21 protein-coding genes are annotated in these 25,939 nt (G+C 47.8%); 19 read left to right on the forward strand and 2 right to left on the reverse strand.

The annotated features are described in order from the left end of the window. Nucleotides 1-46: 46 nt before the first annotated feature. The 11 genes from map (at nt 47) to AB3Y94_RS10265 (ending at nt 14,483) form a co-directional block, all read left to right on the forward strand. A complete protein-coding gene (gene map / locus AB3Y94_RS10215) occupies nt 47-835 on the forward strand; it encodes a type I methionyl aminopeptidase (protein WP_367296126.1) in 789 nt (262 codons plus the stop codon). Nucleotides 836-1,313: 478 nt separating this feature from the next. Beyond that, nucleotides 1,314-4,478 carry a bacterial Ig-like domain-containing protein gene (locus AB3Y94_RS10220; RefSeq protein ID WP_367296127.1) on the forward strand — a complete coding sequence of 1,055 codons (3,165 nt, stop codon included), beginning with the start codon at nt 1,314-1,316 and terminating at the stop codon, nt 4,476-4,478. A gap of 407 nt (nt 4,479-4,885) precedes the next feature. Next, nucleotides 4,886-5,254 carry a hypothetical protein gene (locus tag AB3Y94_RS10225; protein WP_367296128.1) on the forward strand — a complete coding sequence of 123 codons (369 nt, stop codon included), beginning with the start codon at nt 4,886-4,888 and terminating at the stop codon, nt 5,252-5,254. Between the two features lie 216 nt (nt 5,255-5,470). Further along, complete coding sequence (locus AB3Y94_RS10230) at nt 5,471-6,670, forward strand: multidrug effflux MFS transporter (protein WP_367296512.1); 1,200 nt, start codon at nt 5,471-5,473, stop codon at nt 6,668-6,670. Between the two features lie 210 nt (nt 6,671-6,880). Then, nucleotides 6,881-7,645 (forward strand): matrixin family metalloprotease, encoded by a 765-nt coding sequence (locus AB3Y94_RS10235; protein WP_367296129.1) that lies wholly within the window; start codon nt 6,881-6,883, stop codon nt 7,643-7,645. 454 nt (nt 7,646-8,099) lie between these two features. After that, the gene (locus tag AB3Y94_RS10240) at nt 8,100-8,288 is read left to right on the forward strand and encodes a hypothetical protein (protein WP_367296130.1); all 189 of its coding nucleotides are present in this window, start codon (nt 8,100-8,102) and stop codon (nt 8,286-8,288) included. Between the two features lie 243 nt (nt 8,289-8,531). Beyond that, the gene (locus tag AB3Y94_RS10245; RefSeq protein ID WP_367296131.1) at nt 8,532-9,236 is read left to right on the forward strand and encodes a matrixin family metalloprotease; all 705 of its coding nucleotides are present in this window, start codon (nt 8,532-8,534) and stop codon (nt 9,234-9,236) included. Nucleotides 9,237-9,350: 114 nt separating this feature from the next. After that, entirely contained in the window at nt 9,351-10,040 is a 690-nt protein-coding gene (locus AB3Y94_RS10250) for a hypothetical protein (RefSeq protein ID WP_367296132.1), read from the forward strand. A gap of 480 nt (nt 10,041-10,520) precedes the next feature. Further along, nucleotides 10,521-11,867: a cytosine permease gene (locus AB3Y94_RS10255; protein ID WP_367296133.1), complete on the forward strand. Its 1,347-nt coding sequence runs from the start codon at nt 10,521-10,523 to the stop codon at nt 11,865-11,867. Then, entirely contained in the window at nt 11,839-12,930 is a 1,092-nt protein-coding gene (locus AB3Y94_RS10260) for a DUF917 domain-containing protein (RefSeq protein WP_367296134.1), read from the forward strand. The genes AB3Y94_RS10255 and AB3Y94_RS10260 overlap by 29 nt, the downstream gene beginning before the upstream one ends. Next, nucleotides 12,927-14,483: a hydantoinase/oxoprolinase N-terminal domain-containing protein gene (locus AB3Y94_RS10265; protein WP_367296135.1), complete on the forward strand. Its 1,557-nt coding sequence runs from the start codon at nt 12,927-12,929 to the stop codon at nt 14,481-14,483. Before AB3Y94_RS10260 ends, AB3Y94_RS10265 begins: the two co-directional genes overlap by 4 nt. A 671-nt stretch (nt 14,484-15,154) precedes the next feature. On the opposite strand, the gene AB3Y94_RS10270 is transcribed toward AB3Y94_RS10265, so the two are convergent. After that, entirely contained in the window at nt 15,155-16,129 is a 975-nt protein-coding gene (locus AB3Y94_RS10270) for a serine hydrolase (protein ID WP_367296136.1), read from the reverse strand. Nucleotides 16,130-16,201: 72 nt separating this feature from the next. On the opposite strand from AB3Y94_RS10270, the gene AB3Y94_RS10275 reads away from it, so the two are divergent. From AB3Y94_RS10275 to AB3Y94_RS10290, 4 genes are all read left to right on the forward strand, one after another. Then, on the forward strand, nt 16,202-17,161 hold the full coding sequence (locus AB3Y94_RS10275; protein WP_367296137.1) for a Cof-type HAD-IIB family hydrolase: 960 nt from the start codon (nt 16,202-16,204) through the stop codon (nt 17,159-17,161). A 393-nt stretch (nt 17,162-17,554) separates the two neighbouring features. Then, a complete protein-coding gene (locus tag AB3Y94_RS10280; RefSeq protein ID WP_367296138.1) occupies nt 17,555-17,929 on the forward strand; it encodes a GntR family transcriptional regulator in 375 nt (124 codons plus the stop codon). Continuing rightward, nucleotides 17,922-18,632: an ATP-binding cassette domain-containing protein gene (locus AB3Y94_RS10285; RefSeq protein ID WP_367296139.1), complete on the forward strand. Its 711-nt coding sequence runs from the start codon at nt 17,922-17,924 to the stop codon at nt 18,630-18,632. Before AB3Y94_RS10280 ends, AB3Y94_RS10285 begins: the two co-directional genes overlap by 8 nt. Beyond that, the gene (locus tag AB3Y94_RS10290; protein ID WP_367296140.1) at nt 18,625-19,428 is read left to right on the forward strand and encodes a hypothetical protein; all 804 of its coding nucleotides are present in this window, start codon (nt 18,625-18,627) and stop codon (nt 19,426-19,428) included. Before AB3Y94_RS10285 ends, AB3Y94_RS10290 begins: the two co-directional genes overlap by 8 nt. 87 nt (nt 19,429-19,515) lie before the next feature. Here the strand turns inward: AB3Y94_RS10290 and AB3Y94_RS10295 are convergent, their stop codons facing one another. Next, nucleotides 19,516-20,631, reverse strand: a complete 1,116-nt coding sequence (locus tag AB3Y94_RS10295) for an ROK family transcriptional regulator (protein WP_367296141.1) — start codon at nt 20,629-20,631, stop codon at nt 19,516-19,518. 391 nt (nt 20,632-21,022) lie between these two features. Here AB3Y94_RS10295 and AB3Y94_RS10300 point away from each other — a divergent pair, with 391 nt between their 5' ends. The 4 genes from AB3Y94_RS10300 to AB3Y94_RS10315 all read left to right on the forward strand — a co-directional run bounded on the left by AB3Y94_RS10300 (nt 21,023) and on the right by AB3Y94_RS10315 (nt 25,921). Beyond that, the gene (locus tag AB3Y94_RS10300) at nt 21,023-22,459 is read left to right on the forward strand and encodes a glycoside-pentoside-hexuronide (GPH):cation symporter (protein ID WP_367296142.1); all 1,437 of its coding nucleotides are present in this window, start codon (nt 21,023-21,025) and stop codon (nt 22,457-22,459) included. 131 nt (nt 22,460-22,590) lie between these two features. Then, complete coding sequence (locus AB3Y94_RS10305; RefSeq protein ID WP_367296143.1) at nt 22,591-23,367, forward strand: SDR family oxidoreductase; 777 nt, start codon at nt 22,591-22,593, stop codon at nt 23,365-23,367. Between the two features lie 42 nt (nt 23,368-23,409). Further along, nucleotides 23,410-24,951 (forward strand): FGGY-family carbohydrate kinase, encoded by a 1,542-nt coding sequence (locus AB3Y94_RS10310; RefSeq protein ID WP_367296144.1) that lies wholly within the window; start codon nt 23,410-23,412, stop codon nt 24,949-24,951. Nucleotides 24,952-25,252: 301 nt separating this feature from the next. After that, nucleotides 25,253-25,921: a hypothetical protein gene (locus tag AB3Y94_RS10315; RefSeq protein ID WP_367296145.1), complete on the forward strand. Its 669-nt coding sequence runs from the start codon at nt 25,253-25,255 to the stop codon at nt 25,919-25,921. Nucleotides 25,922-25,939: the final 18 nt, after the last annotated feature.

Here is a 25,939-nt window from a genome sequence, read left to right on the forward strand (position 1 = left end):
TAAATAAAGCAAAGACTAACGACATTCAGTTATTTCAGGAGGAAACATGATAGCATTAAAATCAGCACGAGAAATTGCCGGTATGCAGGCGGCGGGCGACATCTTAGTTGGGCTGTTTCACGAGTTGGAAACTTACATTCAACCTGGGATTACAACTTGGGATATTGACCACTTTTCTTATCAATACATCATTGACCACGGTGCCACACCCGGTGAATTAAACTTTGAAGGTTACAAGTACTCGACCTGTGTCAGCGTGAACGACATGATTTGTCACGGCTGTCCCAGCAAAGATATTTTGATCAAAGAGGGTGACTTGATCAAGATGGACACGGTCATCGACTATGACGGTTACCTGAGTGATGCTTGTCACGCCTTCGTGGCTGGTCAAGCGTCACCAGAGGTTCAGAAACTGATGGATGTGACGTTGAAGTCCCTCTACCTGGGAATTGACCAGGCAGTCGTGGGCAACCGCATTGGTGACATTGGCGCAGCCATCCAAGAATATGCTGAAAACCAGATGGGTTACGGCGTGGTGCGTGACTACATTGGCCATGGTATTGGACCGACAATGCACGAAGATCCGGATGTTCCGCACGTCGGGCGAGCCGGTCACGGAACGCGGTTGAAGGCGGGTATGACACTGACGATTGAACCAATGATCAACGTCGGCGATTGGGGCTGTAGTGATCCGGCCGATGATGGCTGGACCATTCGGACGTTGGATGGCAGCTTGAGCTGTCAGTATGAACATACGCTGGTCGTGACGGATGATGGTCCTAAGATTTTGACCTCATTTGATCATGAGTTAGACGCAAAATATTTGTTGAAATAGAGACAGTTAAAGGGCCAACTTCGCTGGAAGTTGGCCCTTTTGTAATGAAATTATTCGTCGTATATATTTAGAATTTGTTCATGAGGGTTTCGTCATCTTGAACCTCTGTTTTAAATCAACTGCTCTGTTTGCATAAAACATGAAGGTAATCCCCATGATCTATGTATGATCATAAGATAATGCGATGTTACTATTTGTGGGGAGTGCTGAATTTTACACGTCTCTAGCTTAACAAAATCTTAAAACCGTTTATAACTAATTGAAAAGGCTTATTCAAGCTGAATCCCATTATAACGCCGAAATAGCTGCTATTAAAGCACTTTCATATTACCGCAATTTATCACGATTGTTGGTCAATTTATGTTACTATTTCATTATAGAAAACAATTGCCATTTGTAACTAGTTTACTATGAATTTGTTTTGTTTATTCAGTAGATGACTGGTGCGTGAGTGAGCGAAGGAAAGCGGGAATCGATTATGATGGCGAGAAGGGCTTGGCAAGAATACGGCAGTCAACCAGAAAAGAAACATTATAAGCTATACAAGGCTGGCAAGTTTTGGCTGGTTGGGAGTATCTCAACGGTGGCGTTGCTGGGCGGTTTGTTTGTCAGCGCACCCAGGGCTCATGCGGCCTCGGTAGCTGGGGGGGCTGAGAGTGTCAGTGGTCCAGTGGCTCACTCTGCAACAGTGGCGAAAACAGCGCTTGAAAATAAACAATCGAGTGGATCAACGCCTAGCAGTACTGCGGCAACAGTCACAGGTTCTAAGCCGGCCAGTTCAACGGCAACTAGTTGGGCGACGCCTGCCACCTCCAATGCTTCCAGTGGTGAGCCGCTTCAGTCGACTGCGACCAAACCGGCCTCCTCGGCAGCGGCCCCAACATCTGTTGCGGCTCCGGCAAGTACGACTAGCCAAAATAATAATAGTGATGCTAACGAAAAAATAAGCGCAGCACCCAGCGCCGCAGGTAAAATTGCGGTTGCTCCGGATCCTAACGGGGTGAAAGTGGCCGCCCCAGCATTCAGTAGAAAACAGTTGTTACGCAATTTTACTGATGGCGCGGTGGTGCCAGACACGGCCGTAACACCAATGTTAGCCAGTCTAGATAGCGTGGCAGAGACCATTGATGGCGATGTCATTACGACGGGGAAAGATATTGCCCCCGTTGTCACGACGCAGGAGAGCACCGGTGAATACAACTATGCCAATTTTTTTGTGACCACTAAAAGCAAGTATGCCTTGTATAACGCAACAGCGGCCGTTACGGTGTATCCGTATAATCCCACAAATATGTCAACCACTGCGTATGGCTTGAACAGTCAGCTGTGGGGATTTTATATCATCCTACCAACCGGTATCACGAGCTCATTGGCAAATGCGCAATCTGCGGCGACAGATTTTGTAGAGATGATTAATACGGATGCGGTTTTTCAGCTGGACTATACTGATTTTTCATCATTAACGGCGTACCGATTGAATAATACGAATGACGGTCGGCAGGTGTATTATTTCCGTCCAAATGATGGCGCTAAAATTTCTCGACAAGATAAAACGAGCATGCCAAAATTTCAACTTACGCTTCATACGGGGAGTGCAGAGGATACTTCGCTGCCGGCTGCGTATAACATTAATGCACAGAATTACGCTGACTTAGCCACGGATGGCGTCCTTTTCGCTGGGACTGGTAATTTAGCTGTATCAACCGTTAAAAATAGTGGGAGCTATCCAACGATTACCACTGCTAGCTTGGGAATCGATGCCCCTGACGCTAATATTGCTGGTTTAGTTATTCCCGGTGGTAACCGAGGAAACATTGCCTTACCTCAACTCACCTACGTCCACGTGAACGTTACCGACACCTATAACATTGTTGATGGGACTACTGGTCAAGCGCTTGGCAGTGTCACATCAGTCGGCCAAGATGGGTCGACGTATCAACGTGGAAATGTGATTTCACTGTCAGCGTTAGCGACGTCCCCTTTGAAACTTGATACTAGCAAATATTCTGATGCCATTGCTGTGAGTTCGGGGACTGCAACTGATACCATGACTTACACCCCTAGCGTTGCCGATAGCACCACGCTGGCGGTACAAGGGTCGACTTATACCGTCTATCTTAATGAACTCGCAACGGGTTCGTCGGCTGGTTTGAGTGTTGCCCCCAAATCAATTTTGGCTGGGACGGCTTGGACACCGGCCACCAATTTGATTTCCGCCACGGATACGGATGGGTCTGCCGTGCCAGCTGATCGGCTGAACGTGACCATTACGGATGCCGATGGGAATAGTGTCAGTGCACTAGATTCTGCACCCGCTGGAAACTACAAGTTGGTGTACAACTTTACTGATGCCGATAACGTCGCGCGTCAGGCCACCACAACGTTGACGGTGAAGTCACTGCCAATTACTTTGACTGTGCAGGATGCCAACCTATTTGTAGGTGATTCCTGGCAACCAGCCGACGGTTTTGTCAGTGGCACTGATGAAAATGGAACTGCGCTGACGGCGTCACAACTGGCGGTGACGTACGCTCAAGTTCGAAGTGATGGCACGACTACGCCGGTTGAGAGTCTTAGCACGACGGAACCGGGGACTTATCAGGTGACGTATACCTACACGGATAGTGCGGATGACGTGAGCTTAGCCAAAATGGCGACCGTAACTGTGGCCGCTAATCAAGCTAATTTAAATTACACGGATCAGACTACCAAGTTATACGTTGGAGGAAACTGGGCGCCGGCTGTGGTAACTGCCACCGATGTTGACGGGACGACAGTAGTTGTGTCACCAGTCATCATGGATGCTCAAGGCAATGTTGTGGCACCAACGGATGTGACCAAGACGGCAGGAACCTACAAGGTGACGTACAGCTTTACCGATCAAAAGGGCACTAACCACAGTGCCACCAACACGTTAACTGTGGCGCCCAATCAGTCAAACTTAAACTATGCTGATACGACTACTGCGTTGACCGTTGGGGATGCTTGGACACCAGCACCGATTACGGCTACTGACGTAGATGGTAGCCTGGTCACCGTAACGCCAAAAATTACGACAGCTGATGGGCAACCAGTTTTGGCTGCGGATGTGACGAAAACGCCAGGAACTTACCAAGTTACGTACACATTTACGGATCAAAATGGCCAAGTGACGACGGCCACGAATACCATCACGGTGACTGCCAAAACAGATACTGGCACGGGGACGACCACACCAGGTGGTAGCACTAGCGGTTCAGGTACGGGGACAACTACGCCGGCCGAAACGCCAGGAACTACGCCCGCTGGTGAGACGGAGACTGGTCAGCAACCAGGAACGAAGACGCCGGTTACTAAACCAATCAAGCGCACCACGCCCAAGAAGCCCCTTGCCGCAACAACAGGCGGAGTAAAAGGAACGAAGGCAGTTGGTTTGCGGGAAACTCATTCCACGGCCGGTCAATCAGCTAACTTAGCAGCGGCTCAAATGGTTACTGCCAAGAACTTAGTGTCTGACTTACAACCAGGCTACCAAACGACTGGCTCAGCCACGCAGTTGCCGCAAACGAGTGATGACAGTCAGAGTTGGTTGGCGGTGCTGGGCAGTCTGTCGTTAGGATTACTGGGCATGGTCAGGGGACTTGACCGCAAACGTCGAAACTAAACGTTGTTTGCCGACTTGCTCTGATTTTTCAAGGATAAATGCTAAGCTGAATGCAATTTAATAGTGAAAAAATAATCAGCATGTCGACCGTACCTGCAAGGCGGTATGCTGATTCTTATGTTGTTGCTTTCGTTCATTTTGAGAATTAGATTTTACACATCATCATTGGTTTAGTTGATATCCTTCCAGTCAACCATTGGGTATTGATATTAGGACAACTGTCCGGGAGCTATAGCGGTTATTTACATGATTCTGTGTGAGTAGAATACATTAATAGATTAACGATAGTATTGTTAATATGAAAGCATATTTTAGATTATTACCACATAAAAGGTGAATTACCCGTTGTGAAAAATATTGATACTACTAAAATTAATTTAATTCTATCGGTAAGGGGATCAAGTTCAATGAAAAAAGGATTGAAGTTAGTATTAGTGCTGATTGCCATTATGGCAACATTTTCATTTCCGGCAGCTTTTAACCAACATTCCAGTGGTGTTGTTTATGCGTCACGGCGAGCAATTTCTCTAAAAGAAGGAAAGAGATTACTCAAGAAGGCTGGGTATGCGAGTGAATTGGATTTCGCGAAAATTCGGTCAAAGTCAAAAAAGAAAACCGTAATTGTGACGCAACCAGGGATTCATGGTAAGGATATCATTACGTTGAGACCAAAGGGTAAGTACGTGAAAATTCACGTGATCTTTGGTTCAACATATGGGGGCCATTTTAGCAAAATCTCTATTGGACTACCGCACAACAAAACGGTAAGAAGATAAACGCGAAGAAAGTATCTCAGGCATAAATTAGTCTAAGATACTTTTTTACTGTCTGACAAGGAGGACACCTTGACATCCCCCCGAAACTCCCGTATCGTAAATCAGACATCAAACAGAAAGGGGTGACGGCCCATGAATCTTGAAATTTTAATGGCGTGTGTCCCCGCAAATGGTCAAGGACGTTTTTCCTCAAAGTAAATTCTAAGGAGAAAAATGATGAAAAACGTCCACCGTTCAGTCCCGTCTTTGGGGCTGATGATTGTCCTCGTTGGGTTTCCTCAAATCATCGAGTCGATTTTTACACCGGTGTTACCACAACTTCGCCGGGTCTTTGCCGTGAGTGCCAGTCAGGTCCAACTGACCATGAGCACCTACTTTATTGCCTTTGCCGTTGGGGTCCTCGTTTGGGGCCAGCTGGCTGATAAATGGGGGCGCCGACAAGCGATGCTGGCGGGGATTGCAATCTATTTATTCGGCAACCTCGGTCTCTACTTTAGCGGCGCATTTGCCACGTTGATTGGTTGGCGACTGGTTCAAGCCTTTGGGGCCAGTGCTGGTTCTGTGGTGACGCAAACCATTATGCGGGAGAGCTTCAGCGGTATCACCGGGGCTAAAATTTTTGCCCAAACGAGTGCCGCTATGGCACTGGCACCAGCATTGGGACCGCTAATTGGCGGGGTGATGCAGACCTACTTCGGCTATCGCAGTGTCTTTGCCACGTTAGTCACATTAGCCGTAGCCGTTGGTATGTACGCGGTTGGTTGCCTGCCAGAGACACAGTCAGTCACTAGTTCTGTGAGTCAGATCAAACAGTGGCCGGTTGTGTGCCGGTTGCTGACGGATCCCGTGGTGTGGGGTTACGGCCTCTTAATTGGTGGTATTAATGGCATTTTGTTCAGCTATTACGCGGAAGCACCCTTTATCTTTATGGCCCACTTTGGCTATTCAGCCGTGCATTATGGCTGGCTGGGGGTGATTTTAGCTAGTGCCAGCCTGCTGGGAGCGGTGTTGGTCAATTGGTTGCTCAACTTTTGGTCACCGGAACGGGTCGCGTTCGCTGGACTGGTCTTTAGCGTCCTGGCCGGAAGCGGCTTGGTGGTTGCGGCAAATTGGCAGCGGCCCCGGTTGATGATTGGCTTGATCTTTCTGGTTTTCTTAGGGCTGAACGTGACGCTACCTAATGCTTTGAACCGCGCCCTGATTGGGTATGAACGGGTCATGGGCAGTGCCAGTGGTTGGTTCAGTCTAGGTTACTACTTGTTCGTCAGCGTACTGACTTATGGGATGAGCTACTTACACAATGGAACGATTCAAATGCTGCCGAGTTACATGCTCGTGTTGTGTATTGGCATGTTACTGGTGTTTAGACTCTTGGTTTTGCGACAGCATCGTCAACGGGACGTTGTGAGTGATTGACTAATTGCTAAGTGGCTTTAGACTAATTTAACGAACAGTGGCGTCCTATCAGCAAACGTTGATGGGACGCCTTTTTAGCTGGTGGCCTTCCTTGGTAAACGCTTAGTGGCCCGCATAAATAATGGTGTTCCTGCACGTTTTAGGCTAGAATTCAAACAATCGGTTAAACCGGACCGGTTCATCACATGGTTGAGAGAGGAAGATTTACGGTTGAAAATATTAAGACGACTAGTCGTGCTCCTCATGCTGGTCGGCGCGGGCTGGTGGGTCAAGACCCAGCCAGCAGCGGTTACGGCGCTCTCCACGCAAGCGAAAGTTTACAGTGACGTTCTAACAGCAAAAGTGGCTAGTTACTTAGCCACGAATTCATTCACTGGGAAAAATAGTCAGTCGGCAAGGCGTTCTTCTGGTGACGCCAAGACGACCGCTAGTGGTTACATTTGGCGGCGTTCAAGTAGTCAGTCGGCTGAATCGACCGGTACCAACGGCACGCCGGTGGAGTCAATCGTTCAAGGCGTCACGTTAAGTCCGACTTACTACTATCGTTTCAGCGATGATTTATCCGCGCGGGGGCGGGCAGTCTTCCAACAGGCTGTTGCTACCTACAATGCCACGGGAGTCGTGAAGCTAATTGCCGGAACGGCCCCCAGGGGCGCCAATCAAATCACCTTTGGTGGGTATCACAAGAAGATCGCCAATGAGCAGGGAACTATTGAGTTGGGACACGGTGGGCCCAAAATTACGCAACGAATCAGTTTAACGGGTGTGAAGACGGTGAACGCGGCGACGGCCAGTTTAAACTTGACCTATAATCGGTCGGCCCGTCGATCCGTGGCCATTCATGAATTGGGCCACGCCCTCGGATTGGATCACAGTAGTGCTACCAGTTCAGTGATGTATCCAATCGACCAAGGTAAGATGCGGTTATCACCAGCAGACTTAAAGACGCTCAAACAGATTTACCAACAGAATTAGAACTAAAGGTTGAAAGTTCAAAAACCGTGATCAAATCAAGAATTGTCAGGTGTTATAGACTTGAAATTAGTCTCACCCAGCCACCTGCGGCTGTCAGAGGTTCCGGTTAAATGGGTTCTTGAAAACTAAGCTAGCTTAAATGTCTGGACGACAGGATCTATTCAATAGTATTGGCGGAACGGTCAGGTGATAATTTCCCACTATGTCTGACTAAGCCTCAATACCCGATCCTCGCTGTATGAAGCATGGTGGGTGGTTCAGTGCTTTCAATCTTTAGATTAGAAGATGAAGTATCCCCAAGGGTGGTGTCAAACATCCTTAGGGATATTTTTTAAAACTGTCAACCGGGTAAGTTAAAAGGTCAGCCTATAAATTTATTTGTAAGACGTTTCAGTTAAAACCGACTGACCGGCGTGCTAGACTTATGGCGCGTTCAAGTCAGGAGGAGACTTACTTGGAAAAAGAATATGAAGTGGTGGCGGATCGGTCGACGTTGCGCTTAAAGCGGGAGGCCACGGCCGTTGGGATTGGCACGGTGGACATTCACGCAGTCGTCGATCTAGACACTGGAATTCTGCGGTTACAGGTGGACGAGCAGGGGTTGCGGAAGCTGCGGCAGGATGCGGATCATAGTGCGCGGTAGACTTGGAAATGACCTGTGCTAAGGAGCTGGGGTTTATGCTAGCTCCTTTTTTGTCAGCAAAATCTCTACTGGATTTCGTTAGTAGGAGTAGGACGGATAGTCTAATTTTAAGTGGAAGGTTCGCCTACGAAACTATCAAGTCAAAGTAGTTGCTGCCCATAACTAGATAGCCTAAACTCAAAGCACTTAGTGAAAACTTGTGGTTGGGTTTCAGATAAGGTGTTAGGAAGGGAAGGATTTCACGTGAAGGTCATCAGGCGGCTGTTACTGGTTCTGTGTCTGGGGATGGGGCTATTTGTGGTAAGTAATTGGCGATCTCTCGTGACGCAGGTGACATTCTATCATTCAGCGGCGACGAATCTGCTGGCACAGAATGGATCTAGTCAGAAGAGTGGCAACTATAAGTCAAGTGGGTACATTTTGCGAAATACCAAGGATGCGACGGCTAAGACAGGGGCCAATGACACGCCAGTTGAGGTGGCCATGCAGGGGGTCTTACTGGATCAGGCCTACGTTTACCACTTTGAAAAAGGGACCCCAGCCGCCGCCCAACGCGTCTTTAACGAAGCGATTCTCCTCTACAATCGGACGAACTTAGTGACCTTAAAACTTGGTGACGCGACGACCAAGACCAATCAAATCACCTTGGGTGTTTACCACAAACGGGAAGCCGGAGGGCAAGCCACCGTAGAGTATGGTCATGGTGGCCCGGAAATTACCCAACGGATCAATTGGCGGGGCATCCAAACGACCAATACGGCAACGGCCAAGCTGAATGCGACTTACCCTCAATCCTTCAAACGGTCCGTGGCCGTGCACGAGTTAGGCCATGCGTTGGGACTGGATCATAGCACGGAGAAGGCTTCAGTCATGTATCCAATCGACCAGGGCGTTGACCAGTTATCCGCGGCCGACCTGAAGAGTCTGCGTGCTATCTATGAAAAGTAATGGTGCTACCCAGGTTGAGCCGTTGAGCTAGCCATACCTTAGCCTAAAATTAATCCCTACTAATCTTTTTTAGTGGTAAGCTTTAATCAAATAAGTGATTTATGGGGTGAAAGAATGCGTTTAACGAAAAAATGGTTAGGGGTTATCGGGCTAACGCTTGTCGTTGCTTTGGGAATGCTGGTCCCAGGGCAGGCTGCCAGTAAGCAGGGCAAGGTCATCGTTTACTATCGGTATAATGAATCAAGTAAACACCCTAAGCGAATGACGAATTACAGCGTTAAGACGTTGCATGGGCGGATCGGTCAACGCTATACGACCAAGGCCAAGGACCTATTGAAGGGTGGCGGTGGTTGGGTTTTGCGGTATCATTCCGCGACCACGACCGGAAAATTCAAAGCTAAGACGACACGGGTCTACTATGATTATCAAATTGACAGCGACAAAGATTATGAACACAAGGGTGGGGCTAGTACATATATTGATCGGACGGCTGATCATCGTTTGGTTGTTTTGGTCCAGGACCACAAGAATGCTGCGAATACGACTATCCAGCGGGATAACTTTAAGCAGCCAGTCTATGACGTCATGTATAGTTCACCCAACGAGCATCAAACCGAACACACTTATCGCTTTGGGCGGACCTACGTTTACCGGGATCATGAGAAGGAAGTTTACACGTTAACGTTGAGTAAGCAAGGGAATATTACGCTACAACAGGCGTGGATGACCAAGAAGGGAAAGCATCACGTGGAGATAACTAAGGTGACCGCTGCCGGGAAGTATCAATCATACAAGGTCAAGTAAACGTTACGGTTCTACTGTCAGCCAGTTAATCGTAAATAACTACAGAAGTGGTCTGGAACTTTTGTTCCGGGCCACTTTTTTTGTCAGATTTAGCCTACTGACCAGGGCTTGCTTGATTAGGTAAATCCATTAACCTAAATAAAATTAAAAACATTTTATACAATCTCATGGTTTGTTAATAAATCTCCCCGCCAAATTAGGCAACCAGTTCCCTGCTGTTTTAATAGATTGTTCAGAAAATTTACTAAAAGCAAATAAATATACATAATGTAATCGCTTAATTATTAGATTATACATCACGAACGCTTGACGCTTTTAAACTGGCGCGGTATTATTACTAACATAAATTCTCACCATATTCTAATTTACTACTTAGAATTCATGAGAGCCGTCGACTTACGACAGACTAATTGGAAGGATTGAATGGGTTTGATTATTTTGTAGGATTATTAGTTCATATCATATCTGGAGGTTTTGTGCATGGAGAAAAAAGAAAAGAGTTTTTCATCAGATTTCTCGTTACAACAGGTACCTAAGTCACAACAAAAGTCATGGTTATCATTATTCTCAATTTGGGTCGCCATTGGGGTGGACCTAGCCGCAGTGATTCTGGGTGTTCAACTCGCAAAAGGATTGCCGTTACATTCCGCGATTACAGCGGTGTTGGTTGGGTCCTTACTCTTGGCCGCTATCTGTACCATTACGGCTTCCGTGGGTGCGGCGACCAACCTGTCCACGTCCATGATTACTCGCTACGTCTTCGGTAAGAAGGGGGCCTTAGTTTATTCCGCCATTATTGGGTGTTCTCTATTAGGTTGGTTTGGGGTTCAAGTTGGTTTCTTCGCGACCAACGCTAAGACGGCCTTTACCAGTGCCTTTGGCCTCAACTGGCCCGTTTGGGTTTTTGCAATTATTGCTGGTGTTGCCATGGTGGGCACGGCCCTGTATGGCTACCGAGCTTTCTCCAGATTAAGTGAATTTTCCGTTCCCTTCCTGTTAGTCCTCATGTTAATTGCGCTGTTTATCGCGCTTCATTCACATGGACTGCCTGCAACGCAAATCAAGGCATCGTTGCCAATGGGATCTGCCATTGCCTTAGTAATTTCCTCCTTCATTGTAGGCGCCGCAACCCAACCTGATATTTCTCGGTGGGCTAAGAGTCAAAAAGATTCCATCATTGGGACGTTCCTCGGGATGTTCGTGGGGAACTCCTTCATGATTATTGTTTCCATCTTAATGAGCAAGTCACTGGGTAGTGCTGACATGATGAAAATGTTAATCATGATTGGCATGGGGGTTCCCGGCATTATTATCCTGTCATTGACACAATGGGTCACCAACACGAGTAACCTGTACTCCGCTACGTTAGGCTTTAACGTCATCTTCAACAAGATTGGTTTTAAGAAGTTGACTCTGATCTTGGGGACGATTGCGACGGCCATGGGTGTCTTCGGTATTTACAACTACTTCGTTTCCTTCCTGAACATCTTAGGAATTGTGATTGCAGCGGTTCCTGGGATCTACGTGGCCGAGTTCTACCTGGTCAAGCACGAGTTCAAACGGCTACAACTGAACGTCTCACCACAAAGTGTGGTTTGGCGGTCAATCATTTCCTGGATTCTCGGGGCCGGTGTAACCTTCCTCACGACCGCGGCACCAACCGGGTTAGGTTTGATTTCTCTGACGTCCATTCCACCTTTGGATGGGATCTTAGTTGGGTTTATCGTGCAATTTATCGGTGGCAAATTAGTTACCGCAGAAGTATCGGCCAAGGACATTCAACCAACGGAGGTTACAAATGAAGTTATTAACGGAACAAGACATTGATTACATTTCTATGGGGGCATCCGTCCTGGGCTCAGGCGGGGGCGGCGACCCTAAAGTAGGCCGATTGTTGGCTAAACATTTTATTGAAAAGTATGGCCCCGTTCAGTTGATGTCGATCGACGAACTACCAGATGACGCCTACGTGGTGCCGGTCTCTGGTATGGGGGCGCCCACGGTCTCTCTGGAAAAGTTACCCTCAGAGATTGAACTGACCAATCCGATGGAAGAGTTGGAACGCATCAATGGGCGTAAGGCTGACGTCATCATTCCCATTGAAGTGGGGGGCATCAATTCCCTGTATCCCGTGGGTGCTGCGGCTAAGAAGGGGATTCCTATCCTGGATGCCGACGCCATTGGCCGAGCCTTTCCCGAAGCTCAGATGGAAACGTTCCATTTACACGGGTACGAACCTGAAAACGTGGCTGTTGGTGACGAGAAGGGGAACGTGGCGACATTAAAACCCATCAATGCGCTATGGGGTGAATATCTGTCCCGGGCGCTGACTGTTCAAATGGGCGGTTCTGCTTCAGTCTCCGATTACTTTTTACCGGGGAAGGACGTCAAGGGGTCTGTCGTGAACAACACGCTGAGCCTGGCCCGTGACGTGGGTGAAATGATTCTGAATCCCGATAAATTTGAAAATGATATCTTCCAAAACATTCTGACAAAGTTACATGGATTTGATCTCTTTGATGGCAAAATCGTGGACATGTCACGCGAAACGAAAAAAGGGTTTAACTTTGGCCGTGTCACAATCGAAGGGTTGAACCAGTCTGCTGGTAAGACCTACACGTTGGAATTTCAAAATGAGAACTTAGCTGTCAAGGAGGGCGACAACTTCCTGGCTACCGTGCCCGATTTAATCGTGGCGCTGGACCTTGAGTCTGCTCGACCAGTGACCTCTGAACGCTTGCGCTATGGCGCGCGGGTCAAAGTCGTATCATTTCCTTGTGATCCGCAGTGGCGGACACCAATCGGTATTCAAACTGCTGGTCCCCGTTACTTTGGTTACGATTTCGACTACGTTCCAGTGGAACAGCTTGTGAAGGGGGTCAAAGCATGAACTACCGCTTAGGCGTCGACGTCGGTGGGACCAACACCGACGCAGCCATCTTAGATGAAAACTTAAAAGTGATTTACACCGTGAAATCGGCGACCACCCTGGACGTGGAGGGCGGTATCTTCAACGCCATTTCCAAGGTCTTAAAGGAAAGTCACGTCGATAAAGGAGCCATTACGCACGCCATGTTGGGAACGACTAAGTCGACCAACGCTGTCGTGGAACGCAAAGACCTCGACAAGGTGGCTTATATTCGAATTGCCAAGCCTGCTTCAGTTGGTGTGCCACCCTACATGGAATGGCCAGCTGATTTGAAAGCTGCCGTCAATCTGGATAATGTCATTATTTCTGGTGGGTACGAGTTTGACGGTCGGTTGATTGCTGACTTGGACCGTAGTGAAGTGGACGCCTTCTGTGCCAAGATTAAGGCCGATGTCAAGACAGTGGCCATTGCCGGGACGTTTGCGCCGGTCAATGACAGCCAAGAAACACAGGTCGCCGAGTGGGTGCGCGAGGACTTAGGAAACGACGTGGCCATTACCCTGTCTAGTCAAATTGGTGGGGTCGGCATGTTGGAACGTGAGAACGCCTCAATCTTAAACGCCGCTCTGACTACGATTGGCGAATCCATTGTTAGTGGGTTTGATAACGCGTTGAAGTCGTTAGGCATTTCGGCGAACACCTACTTCAGCCAAAACGATGGGACGCTCCGTGGTGGGGACTTTACTCAGAAATACCCCATCTTTACCATTGGGTGTGGGCCAACCAACAGTATTCGGGGGGCTTATCACTTGTCTGGTGTCAAGGATGCCTTGGTCTTGGACGTTGGTGGAACCACTAGTGATATTGGGGTGCTGGTTAACAGTTTCCCACGGCAGTCAGCTATTTCCGCCACGGTTGGTGGTGTGGAAACAAACTTTAGAATGCCCGATATCATGTCGATTGGGATTGGTGGCGGGACCATCATTCACCATGAAGGCACCGGCTTTACCGTTGGGCCAGACAGTGTGGGCTACGAAATTGTCAATAAGGCCAAGGTTTTCGGCGGTGACGTTGAAACGGCAACGGATGACGCGGCCAAATTAGGACGGAGTTTCCCGGATAGTCAGGCTCAGTTAGCTGACATTGATGAAGCTTGGGCCCAAAAGGTAATCGGACAAATCAACGCGACGATTACGGAGTCATTGGACCAAATGAAGACCAAAAAGGGTGACGTTCCCCTGATTCTGACCGGTGGTGGGAGTTTCTTAATTGATGCCGATATCAAAGGAATCAGTCAGGTCTACCTGCCTGACCACTACGATGCTGCGAATGCAGTGGGTGCTGCCCTAGGTCAGGTCAGTGGTGAGGTCAACCGTATCTACAGTTTTGAACAGAAGAGTAAAGAAGAAGTTTTAGAGGATGCTAAGGCTGAAGCCGTGGGCAATGCCGTTGAGGCGGGGGCTATCGCGCAGTCAGCTGAGGTCATCGATATTGATGTGACGCCGTTAGCTTATCTACCGGGGAACTCTGCCCAGGTTAAAGTTAAGGCGGTTGGAAGTCTGAACTTGGTCTAATTTACGGAGAGATTGCGGACCAGCACTGATTTGTATTAGCAGAAAACACCACTGAACCTTATGGTTTGGTGGTGTTTTTTGTTTGCAAATTGGTTTAGTGTGGCCGCCTCCGACAGCCAGGGATACGGGTGGCGGTGGGGAACGCCTGCGGCCTGAGGGGCGGTCCTCCGGCTCGACTGGAAGCCTCGGCCGACCCACCGAGTCTCCCAGCTCGTCCCACGCTGTAAGTCAGCTCAAAAACGCTGACTAACACCGTCGACACGGCTACCCGTATCCCTGACTACCTGCGGCTACGATTATGAATGATTGCAACAATTGTTTGTGATGTCATCTGGTAGGACTTGCTGAGCACAGTATTGTTCGTAATCAACGTACTGACAGTCTATTTGTGAGGTTATCGGTAGCTGTATTCTCCAAAATAAAAACGCTACTAACCATTTGGTTAGCAGCGTTAAGTTCACCGAATCTATTAGTGTTTAGCAAGTTAGACTCATTCAATATAATCATCAACAATCAATGTAGCTGGAGGTTGGCAGGGTACAGGGTGGGAGCTGGTCGTGTCGGTGTGAGTGGCTCGGTGGGGTACAGGGTACCGAACCACTCACGGGACGAACTTGAAGCCGGCGCCCGTCCTGCCAACCGGAAGCGGCAATGACGTGGAAACCGCAAAATTAGTTCTTTAACCCCTTAACAACGCTGGGGGCGTAGACCATCTTCTGAATATGCGTCGTGATTTTGGCTATCCGGGGGAACCCGCTGAAACCAGATTGCTGGTGGCCGTGGGTCATAATTACGAGAATATAGCGTTCGCCGTTGGGCAGGGTCACGATACCAGCGTCGTTGTTGGTATCAGCCATAAATCCCACCTTGTCAGCCACCGTAGCGCCCTTAGTAGCGGCAGTGGCGCCTGCCGGAATCCCCTTGCGGTAGACTTGGGTTTTCATCAATGATAGTAGCCTCTGTTGATCTTTTGCGTGCCGGAAGGGGCCGGACTGGGTCGCTAAGCTACGAAGAACCATCATGAGGCTCGTAGCTGTCGTTTCAGCGCTTTGGCCTTCAATGAAGGCGGGAGAGTAATATCCCTCTTGGGTTAATAGTGCATTGATTCCCTGCAGACCACGTTCATCCAGCAAATCATCGGCAAAGTCGTTAGCGCTATTGACGATCATGCGATGGAAACCGTCCTGATTGGTCGGGGTCCAGGCAAAGGTGCCTAGATGGCTCTGTTGGAAGACGTAGGCGGCAATGAAGAGCTTGTAGGTACTGGCGGCTACCGTGGGGGTATGGGCGTTCGCTGACGTGGCTAGGTCGCCCTGCGCGTAGAACTTATCGGTTAGGGTTGCCTTGTCAGCTGCACTGCCGGGAACGGCCCCTAAGTTGTAGAAACTCACACTGGTGGTCCCGTCAGCCGTGACTTTCTTTAAATATGTCTGTAAGTTGGTCTTTAACCGGCGCTGATGCTGTGTAATCTGCTGCGTGGTCACGGGCTTAGCCGCATCGTCCTGTTCGGTGACCGTTCCCGGTTGGTCGGGATGGGCTTGAACGACCATGATTCCCGCAAACATGAGAATAACGATGACCAGTCCGGCAACTAAGGCCCGGTGCTGCAGAAGATATTTGAGTTGTTTGGTAGCTTCGCGTTTCATCGGTTAACAATCTCGTTTCTTTAGAGTTTTTGGGCAACAACCAATTAATATTTTTAATTATACACGTTAATCATGAAGCACCCTAGCGCAATTTTTATTCTATTGGTTAAGGTGCGTGGGGCTGGGATTTGGTGGCATTATAAATTTGACAACGGTTGCAATCAACTGGTTCGGACCGGTAAAATGGAACTTAAATCTCGGTTCATGGAGGCTAATGACGTGTATAAGATTATTACCAGCGATTTAGATGAGACGCTCTTACGTAAAGACGGCAGTATTTCGCAACAAAACATTGATGCGATTGCTCAGGCCACGGCCCGCGGGGTGAAATTTGTTCCGAACACTGGTCGGAACTTTTTAACTGTTCAGCCGTTGTTGGAACAACTTGGATTGGCTCAGCAGGCCGGTGAGTACGTGATTTCCTTCAATGGTGGGGCCGTGATTGAGAATCAGGGTAATCGGGTTGTTTTAAGCAATGAGATGCCTTATGCGGAAGCGAAACGGGTCTTTGAACTCTTCACGGAGTTTGACGTGGATGTTCACGTGTATACACTGGATCACCTTTACATTTACCGACCACGGGAAGATGACGAGGCTTATTTGCGAACGCGTGGGGTAGCCTTCACCAATTTTGACGGGAATTTTAGCCAATTTAAGGATAACCACGTGATGAAGGTGATTGCCATGAACCCTGACATGACTGTACGGCGGGCCGCTAATGACCGGATTCAAGCGGAGTTTGCGACTATCAATACGGCTTATTCCTCAGGGATTTACATCGAGGTCAATCATGGCGGCGTGGACAAGGGGAATGCCATCCTAGAACTGGGTAAGCAACTCGGCGTTTCAGCGGACGAGATTATGGCCATCGGAGATAACGACAATGACTTGCCAATGCTACGCAAAGTGGGGTTACCAGTCTCCGTCCAGAATGGAATCCCAGCGGTCAAAGAAGTGGCAGCTTACGTGACGCCCCATGACTATGAGTGTGGTGTGGCCGATGCCATTAATAAATTTGTATTGAATAACTAATTGTGACAGTGGTCGTCTTCCTGGTGAAGGCGGCCATTTTGATTATCTAAAGGAAGGTTGAAAGTGGTTCAGGGCCAGTTAGAGCTGTTGTAGCAATGACATTAACGTACAAATGAGACAATCTAGGGTGTCTTTCTGCCGTACCCAGTATGCCGCTACCAAACTAAAATCTGTTATCAGTTAGTGAGTAAAGCGTGGTGTGCATAAAATCTTCGACAATGTTTATTCTATAATGCAATCCTTGGCTGCTGGAGTACGTCTCATTTTTCAGCATCCTAGCTTACTAAGACTGAATTGAAGCTGTCAATATATTTTCAAAGCTCACCCTTGTCATTTAAAAGTTCTGATGTTATAGTGTAATAGTAAAATAGAACACTAGGGAGGCGGAACAAAATGCAATTTGATGATAAAGTGCCAATTTACTATCAAATCAAAAACCATATTTATCATGAAATGATGACTGGTCAGTTAGTGGCTGGTGCCAAGTTACCGGCTGTACGTCAACTAGCTGTCGATCTGACGGTCAACGTCAATACGGTTCAACGCGCGCTCGGGGAAATGATCCAAGAAGGCACCATTGAGTCGCAACGAGGGAAGGGGAATTTTGTGACAACGGATGCCACACAAATCGCACAATTAAAGGAGCAATTAGTCGTGGAACAGCTTGAACGAGTTTACCAACAATTACATGCTTTGAACCTATCGGATGACGAAATTATCGCCAGTTTAAAGCAATATATTGAGCGGAGGGGGCAGCAACATGACTAACGTTTTAGCAATGAACCAGGTCAGTTACAAGCGGAACTTAAAGACAATTTTGCACGACGTTGATTTGACACTGGAAACGGGAAAAATCATCGGTTTGTTAGGGGAAAACGGTGCGGGGAAGACGACTTTAATGCGTTTGATCACCGGGAGTGCCAAGGGGAAAGGGACTGTCGCTGTGAGTGGGGATACGGTCATCGCCAACCGGAAGAGCCATATTAGTTTTTCAGAGCAACTTCATGGATTTTCTAATAGCACCAAGTTGGACGAAGTCATTGCGTTTTACCAGCGGGTATACGCGGACTTTGATCCCAAACAATTCACAGAACTGTGCACTTTCTTACAGATTGACACCAGCTTAAAGCTGTCGTCGTTGTCCAAGGGGATGAAGGAAAAGGCCATCATCGCGTTGACGCTGGCCCGTCGGACAAACTTATACTTGCTGGACGAACCCTTCAGTGGCATCGACAGCATGAGTCGTAAGAAAATTATCAGCAGCATTATCAAATGGAAACCGGAAAACGCGACGATGGTAATCAGTGATCATTATGTTTCAGAGATTGCACCGATCTTAGACGAAATCGTCATCGTTAAGGACCAAACCATTTACACCCACAGACCCGCGGATAGCGTGCGGGAAGAGTTTGGTATCGGAATTGAAGCGTACTACGAGAGCTTATATGAGGGGGGTGTTCAGCATGACTAGTTTTGGGACGATGTTTCGCGCGTTAAACAGAAATAAATTTAGTTTGATCAACCAAATTTTCTTAGTTGAACTGTTGGCCGTTGTTGTGAGTGCCCTCTGGACGTTAGTCACGGGCCACTTTAGTAGTATGACGTTGTTCTACAGCTTTATCAGTTGGGGTTCCGTTGCCGGATGGGTGGCGTTCATTCTGCTCTCACGGAAGAATGAACAGACCTTCATGCAGGACACATACCGGTTAGTTCCCATTGGGGATGGGGGCTTTTATGGGGCAAACGTTCTGTCATCACTGGTTGAATTACTGTACTTCAGTGTGGTTCAAGCAGTGGTCTTGGTCGTCACGATGCTCATTGGTGGTATGGGGAATGTTGACAGTGATATGCGCGACTTCCTGGATGGGTTCTTTGACGGTTCTGGTTGGCATGCCGCTTTTTCAGGGATGCCCGCTAACTGGCCATGGATCTTCCTGGGCATCTTGATTGTTGCTTTAGGTATTTTGTTGCTAGTTTGGACGACGATTACACTGATTCACTTCCTGACGAGTGTCATCAGTAACTTCCTGCCACGTGGTCGGCAACGGGTCGTCTTGGTAATCCTTTACATCGTGGTCATCTGGTTGGTTACCCGAATTATGAACTTGTTAGTTATGTTGTACATCAAGTACATGTCAGGTTTTTCAGGTGTTCACGTGGCCAGTCAAATTTATATGGCTGCCGGTGCCATCGTAATTCTGCTGGTTCTAGAAGTCGTTGCCAACATCTTCTTGTTGAAGAAGTGGGTTGAAACGCAGGCTAACTAGCCGGTATCGTTTAGAAATAGCTATTGTAAATAGGGCACCAGAGCTTAACCAAGTCGGTTGAGCTCTGGTGCCCTTATTTGTAGTGATTTACAAGTTTTGTAGTTGTTCCCGAATGGCAGGGATGGCCGCACCGATGGCGACAGAGTGGTCAACAACTTTACCGAGGTGCAAGTAACCCTCGGTCTCGGGGAAGACGGAAATCTTTCGCAAGCGTTGCTTGATTGCGGTCAAGTCTTTTTCACTCAGGTACTTGGTCAGGACACCGGCGATTACTAAGGGAATATCGACGAACATGTGTAAGTTGTAGATGGATTCAGCCAAATAGTCCAGGTACTGTTCGAAACGTTTAGTAACCAGGGGATCATTGTGATGTAAGTCAGCGAAAAAGCTCGACAACGTTTCGTTGGGTTGTAGCAGGGAACTCAGCGAACAGTAAGTTTCAATACAGCCGCGGCGTCCACAATAACAGATCGGTCCGTTCACGCCGTTTAGTGTGATATGTTCCATGGTTCCGTTACGACCGCTGGGACTTTTAAGAATGTGGCCGTTGATAATGATGGCGGTTCCGATGTGTTCCCCAATTGAGAGGAAAATACCATCGGTTGGCCGTTGCGCGTACTCAGAACGGGCGACACAGTCGGCATCGTGGTAGAAGGTTACGGGGAAGGGTAAGTACTGGCCAAAGTTGTCGGATTTCATGCCAGTACAGTCCAGAATCTTCCCATAGAGGATGGTCGTGCCATCATTTGAAATCAATCCTTGAATCCCAATACCAACGCCAGAAATCTGATTGAGGCTGAATCCTCGGTCCTTGATCAACGCGAGAATTTGTTGCGCCAGTGACTGCGCGTACTGATCATCGTTCGCGAAAGGAAGATTGATTGTGTGAATCGTCAGAACTTCATTTCTGAGATTTAAGACGGCCATGGTGGCGTAGTTGCGAAAGATTTCGACACCGACACTCAACGTTACGTTGGGGTCGATCGAGTAAGCCGTTGCGCGCCGTCCAATGGTGGACTTTAACTGGCCGTTTTTTACAATAAGTTGTTGCTTCGTTAGTTTCTGTAAATTGGCACTAACGGTGGGCAAACTCAGGCTGAGTTGATCCGCGATATCTTGTTTCGACAACTTTTCATTATCGTAAAGCAGATGATAGATGTCCGAATAATTTGAGTGTTGAATGGACTGCATGTTGCTGCTCATGGTTGGCCCCTTTCTGAAAAGTGATTAGCCCTAGTTTATCACAAATGGTCTAAATGGAAAGTCAATTTATAAAATAATGTAACCGTTACCATAACTCATTTTACTTAATTCTTGTATTTAGCTAACTCATTCGTAAATCAGGGCCAAATCGGGGTTGTGGTCACCGAAACAAATTGAAACCGGTTTCACAATCTAAAAAAGTTTAGTAAAGTTTTATCAACAAAAACGCTAGTTTGGCGGAGGGAAAAACTAATGACCCACCGTTATATTAATGTGAAATGATTAATTAAGTCGAAATGCCATTGCCAATGTAACCGATTGCAGATATAATGGCAACTGAATTGATTTTATAAAACGGGTTTACGTAATAGCTCGTCAAAAAATTTGCGAGGTGGGTCTATTGAGAAAATATATTTCCTACGCGTTAGGGACGTTCGGGCACGATGCGTTCTATAACACGTTAAGTATTTATTTCATGATGTTCTTGACTAGTCAGCTCTTCACCAACTCAGGTGATGAGAAAATGGTCGGAATCGTCACGATGATGGTTGTTGTGATTCGGGTTGGTGAAATTATGTTTGACCCGATGATTGGCGGGATTGTGGATAATACCAACACCCGCTGGGGAAAGTTCCGGCCTTGGATCATGATTGGTTCAGTCGTTGCCGCCATTGGTTTGGTCTTCCTGTTTTCCGATTACTTTGGGTTAGCCTGGAACAGTCCAATCTTTTACTTGGTATTGGTAGCGATTACATTCCTAATGATCGATGTCTTCTATTCATTCAGTGATATCGCACTGTGGTCCATGTTGCCAGCTGTAAGTTTGGACAACAAGACGCGGACCAAGTTTGGGACTGCTTCCCGGATTGGCTCAACGTTGGGTGCTCAAATCGTTATCGTCATTATTACGCCAGCAATCCTGTTGTTCTCTCACTGGATCTCCAAGGTGCCATTTGGCCAACAGACCCGTGCTGGGTGGACAGGGTACGTTTTGATCGTTGCCCTGTTATGTGTCGGTGGTGCTCTGATCACTTGCCTGAACATTAAGGAAGAACATAACTTGATCCGGTCTAACGTTAAGCACACCACGGTTTCTGATATCTTCCGTGCCATTGGTCGGAATAAGCAATTACTTTGGATTGCAGCCTCTTACTTCCTATTTGCATTTAGTTACGTGGTCACGAACTCCCTGCTGATGTATTACTTTACGTACCGTTTAGGGGACGCAGCTGCTTACACCTGGGTCGGGGTCATCACGTGTATCTTAGGTGTCATTTCTGTTTCCCTGTTCCCAGCACTGGAAGCATTGGTTCAACGGAAAGCCATCTACATTGGTGGGATTGCCTTTATGTTAATTGGCTACATCATCTTCTTATTTGCCGGTCAAAGTTTGCCCCTTGTTTTGGTAGCGGTATCATTCTACTTCTTCCCATACCCACTGATTTTCTTGGCCACTTTGATGACCATTACCGACAGTGTGGAATACGGCCAATTGGTCAATGGTGTTCGGAACGAGTCGGTTACGTTATCCGTGCGGCCATTGATCGATAAGCTAGCTGGGGCCGCTTCTAACGGGATCGTTGGGATCGTTGCCGTTGTTGCTGGGATGACGGGGAGTACCAAGCCGTCTGAAATTACAGCCGCTGGGGTCTCTCAATTCAATATGTTTATGTTCTATATTCCAATCGTTTTATTGATTATCGCTGCATTGATTTTCTACGCCAAGGTTGATTTGACCGAAGCGAAACATGCTGAAATTGTGGCTGAATTGCGCAAGCGCCTGAAGGCTCAACAGTCTCAAGACGCGTCAGCACAACAAGCAGACTAGTTTTTGAGAAATAAATGAAAACGTTGTCAAAAAAGTATTGACTTCTAGAACATTTGGAATTATGCTTAATCACGAATTAAAGAAAGTCGTTTTACAAAACGTCTTTCGACAAAACTTAGGAGGAATTCATCATGGGTATTTTGGATCGCATGCGTCTTGACGGTAAGAAAGCTTACGTCACTGGTGGTGCACAAGGTTTAGGTAAAGCAATGGCAACTGGTTTGGCAGAAGCTGGTGCTGATGTCGCTATCGTTGATATCAACATCGACAAGGCTAAGGCCACTGCTGAAGAAATTGCTAAGGCTACTGGTCAAAAGGCCATTGCCATCAAGACTGATGTTACGAACCCTGAACAAGTTCAAAACATGGTCGACACAGTTGTTAAAGAATTAGGTGGTTTGGATGCTGCCTTCAACAACGCCGGCATGTGCTTGAACGTACCAGCCGAAGAAATGACATTTGAACAATGGCAAAAGGTGGTTAACTTAAACCTGAACGCTGTCTTCCTGTGCTCCACTGCTGCAGGTCGTTACATGTTGAAGCAAGGCTCTGGCTCAATCGTCAACACCGCTTCTATGTCAGCCCACATTGTTAACCGGCCACAACCACAATGTTCATACAACTCAACCAAGGCTGGGGTTATTCAATTATCTAAGTCATTGGCGATCGAATGGGCCAAGCGTGGCGTTCGTGTTAACACCATGAGCCCAGGTTACATGGGTACCGACTTAACGTTGAACTCTCCTGACTTGAAGCCACTTATCAAGACTTGGAATGACTGGGCACCACTTGGTCGTTTAGGTAAGCCAGAAGAATTACAAGGCATGGCTGTTTACTTAGCTAGCGATACCAGCAGCTTCTCAACTGGTTCCGACTACTTAGTTGATGGTGCCTTCACTGCATGGTAAACCGATAGTCACTAACTTTTAGGAGAAGAGAGGAACGCCGACATGAAGTACTTAATTGGAACGGACATTGGAACCTCAGGTACGAAGAGTATTCTGATGGATACCAACGGTCACTTAGTTGCGCAAGATTTGGAAGAATATGATGTGTTAACGCCACGACCACTCTGGGCTGAACAATGGCCAGATGTCTGGTTAAAAGGGGTCAAGGACTCCATCCGCGCCGTCGTTAAGGAAAGCGGAATCGCTGCAGCAGATATCAAGGGCATTGGCCTGAGTGGTCTGTATGGTGGCTCCGGAATTCCCGTCGACAAGGACATGAATCCCGTTCGACCTGACTTGATTTGGATGGACCGGCGTGCTGCCGAAGAAACCGAATGGGTCAAGCAAAACGTTGACCTCGACCGCCTTTCTGAAATTACTGGGAACGACGTCGTGGATCCTTACTACGGCTACACAAAAGTGCTGTGGATTAAGAACCACGAACCTGAGAATTGGAAGAAGACTGCCTTATTCTTACCACCTAACAACTACGCTATTTACAAGTTGACCGGCGAAGTTTCAATTGATTACTCCGCTGCCGGTAACATCGGTGGCTTCTATGACATCAACACCGGAACCTGGTCCAAAGAAATGATGGACGCTATGGGCGTACCGATGGATAAGATGCCGCAGAAGTTCGTTGATGCCACTGAAGTTGCAGGGCGTTTGACCAAGGACGCTGCCGCTGACTTGGGCTTGGATGAAGGTACACCAGTTATCGCTGGCGGGGTCGACGTTGGTGCTGCTAACATTGGGATGGGTGTTCTGGAACCTGGTCGCTACGTTGCCGCGATTGGGTCGTCAATGAACGCCGCTCTGGTTAGCGAAAAGCCAATCAAGGGCCGGGGCATGATCGTTTGGCCATACCCTTACAAGTCACGTGACTTGGTCTACAACTTTAGTGGGTCTGCTACAGCTGGTGCGATTACCAAATGGTTCCGCGATAACTTTGGGGATGCTGAGGTTGCTGTCCAGAACCAGGGTGGTAAGAACGCTTACGTTACCTTGGGTGACGAAGCCAAGGATGTACCAGCAGGTAGTCGAGGCTTAGTTGTTCTGCCTTACTTCATGGGTGAACGAGCTCCAGTTTGGAACTCCGATGCCAAAGGGATGGTCTTTGGACTGTCACTGGTCCACACCAAGGCTGATTTGTTCCACGCCTTTCAAGAAGCGGTCTGCTATGCATTGCGGCACAGTATCGAGAGTACTGGGCGCGATCTGGGAGATTACATCGTTATTGCCGGCGGTGTCACGCACTCGAAGGACTGGGTTCAAATGTTTGCTGACGTTACCGGTTACGCTGTCCGCACACCAGTTGACGATGCGGAAGCTAACTTGGGTGACGTGATGCTTGCGGGCTTAGCTACCGATACTTTAACGGTAGACGAAGTTCAAAAGTGGCAAGTGCTTGGCGACAAGGTCGAGCCACGTGCTGAACAGCACGCGACCTACAACAAGTATTACCAGTTATACCGGAACCTTTACAAAGATTTAGGCGACGATATGCATGATTTGTCATTAATTTCTGGGATTGAAGAATCCTAGTCTCATAGCGCTGCAGAGGGTTCAAGTGCATGTTCTTGAACCCTTTTGCTGAGAAGCTCTTGTGCAGTTGTTAACAAGTAACCTTTTCTATGCTATTATAAGAGCAAGCAATTAGATTGATTGGTAAATGGTACGAAGAATGAATAAATAAAAATAGTGGTTATGTGGTTTTATTGGTTATTGACCACAGTTAGAGCGGCTCTCAACACTTAGGGAGCCGCTTTTTTTGTGTCGTTGATTGGCGGGCGTTAGACTAATAGGTAGTGTTTGGAAGCTAAGTAAATGACAGGAGGCGTCTAAATTGACGTTGACAACAGCAGAAAAATTTTTTCTTTTAACGGAACGAATTGGTAAGAAGCCAGTCCTGCGAACCCGGTTCACAACGCAAGCGTATTTTGTATTGGCAATGGTGCTGGATTTGGTGGCACAGGGCGTGCTGGCGATCAGTCATGAACGCTTAGTAGTGGCCGATACCAAAAAACTAGTGGCACAACCGACCTACGTCACGATTCTACGTGAGCGGCTGCAAGCAAACGCTAGTCAGGATGAAAGCTTGGAAGCCGATTTGAAGTTTGTGACGAGCTGGAACGTGGCCAATGCGCTCTATGATGGTATTGGTAGTGATCTGCTGAAGCAGGGGTTAACGGAGGAAAAGCTGTTTCAGAACAATCTAATACCTAAGCTGATTTATTTGCCGTTGGATGCGAGCCGGGCTCAGGTTTTAGCAGATTTCAAAGCCGACATTTTTAGTGGTGCACCGACCGTTACCACGCGGAATTTATATGGCCTGTTAGAGCAACAGGATGCCCTGAAATATTTGGTTTCGGCGCCAGAGTTGGCAACATTGACGGCAGCGTTTGAACGGGCAGTTGCGACTGATTCACGATACCAGGAGACACAACGGCTGACAGCCATGGCGGGCCACATCATTCAAATGAAGAAGTTTGAAATGGATGGGTGGTTGAGTTAGTGCCTGAACGTTTTACTA

This window comes from Levilactobacillus yonginensis, assembly GCF_964065165.1.
Taxonomy (GTDB): domain Bacteria; phylum Bacillota; class Bacilli; order Lactobacillales; family Lactobacillaceae; genus Levilactobacillus; species Levilactobacillus yonginensis_A.

Bases quoted from the DNA above. Each gene is read 5' to 3' on its own strand.
- AB3Y94_RS10225 (WP_367296128.1), top strand. From the start codon at position 4,886: ATGAAAAAAGGATTGAAGTTAGTATTAGTGCTGATTGCCATTATGGCA.
- AB3Y94_RS10310 (WP_367296144.1), top strand. From the start codon at position 23,410: ATGAAGTACTTAATTGGAACGGACATTGGAACCTCAGGTACGAAGAGT.
- map (WP_367296126.1), top strand. From the start codon at position 47: ATGATAGCATTAAAATCAGCACGAGAAATTGCCGGTATGCAGGCGGCG.
- AB3Y94_RS10270 (WP_367296136.1), bottom strand. From the start codon at position 16,129: ATGAAACGCGAAGCTACCAAACAACTCAAATATCTTCTGCAGCACCGG.
- AB3Y94_RS10230 (WP_367296512.1), top strand. From the start codon at position 5,471: ATGAAAAACGTCCACCGTTCAGTCCCGTCTTTGGGGCTGATGATTGTC.
- AB3Y94_RS10285 (WP_367296139.1), top strand. From the start codon at position 17,922: ATGACTAACGTTTTAGCAATGAACCAGGTCAGTTACAAGCGGAACTTA.
- AB3Y94_RS10295 (WP_367296141.1), bottom strand. From the start codon at position 20,631: ATGAGCAGCAACATGCAGTCCATTCAACACTCAAATTATTCGGACATC.
- AB3Y94_RS10305 (WP_367296143.1), top strand. From the start codon at position 22,591: ATGGGTATTTTGGATCGCATGCGTCTTGACGGTAAGAAAGCTTACGTC.
- AB3Y94_RS10290 (WP_367296140.1), top strand. From the start codon at position 18,625: ATGACTAGTTTTGGGACGATGTTTCGCGCGTTAAACAGAAATAAATTT.
- AB3Y94_RS10220 (WP_367296127.1), top strand. From the start codon at position 1,314: ATGATGGCGAGAAGGGCTTGGCAAGAATACGGCAGTCAACCAGAAAAG.
- AB3Y94_RS10260 (WP_367296134.1), top strand. From the start codon at position 11,839: ATGAAGTTATTAACGGAACAAGACATTGATTACATTTCTATGGGGGCA.
- AB3Y94_RS10280 (WP_367296138.1), top strand. From the start codon at position 17,555: ATGCAATTTGATGATAAAGTGCCAATTTACTATCAAATCAAAAACCAT.
- AB3Y94_RS10265 (WP_367296135.1), top strand. From the start codon at position 12,927: ATGAACTACCGCTTAGGCGTCGACGTCGGTGGGACCAACACCGACGCA.
- AB3Y94_RS10275 (WP_367296137.1), top strand. From the start codon at position 16,202: ATGAAGCACCCTAGCGCAATTTTTATTCTATTGGTTAAGGTGCGTGGG.
- AB3Y94_RS10255 (WP_367296133.1), top strand. From the start codon at position 10,521: ATGGAGAAAAAAGAAAAGAGTTTTTCATCAGATTTCTCGTTACAACAG.
- AB3Y94_RS10250 (WP_367296132.1), top strand. From the start codon at position 9,351: ATGCGTTTAACGAAAAAATGGTTAGGGGTTATCGGGCTAACGCTTGTC.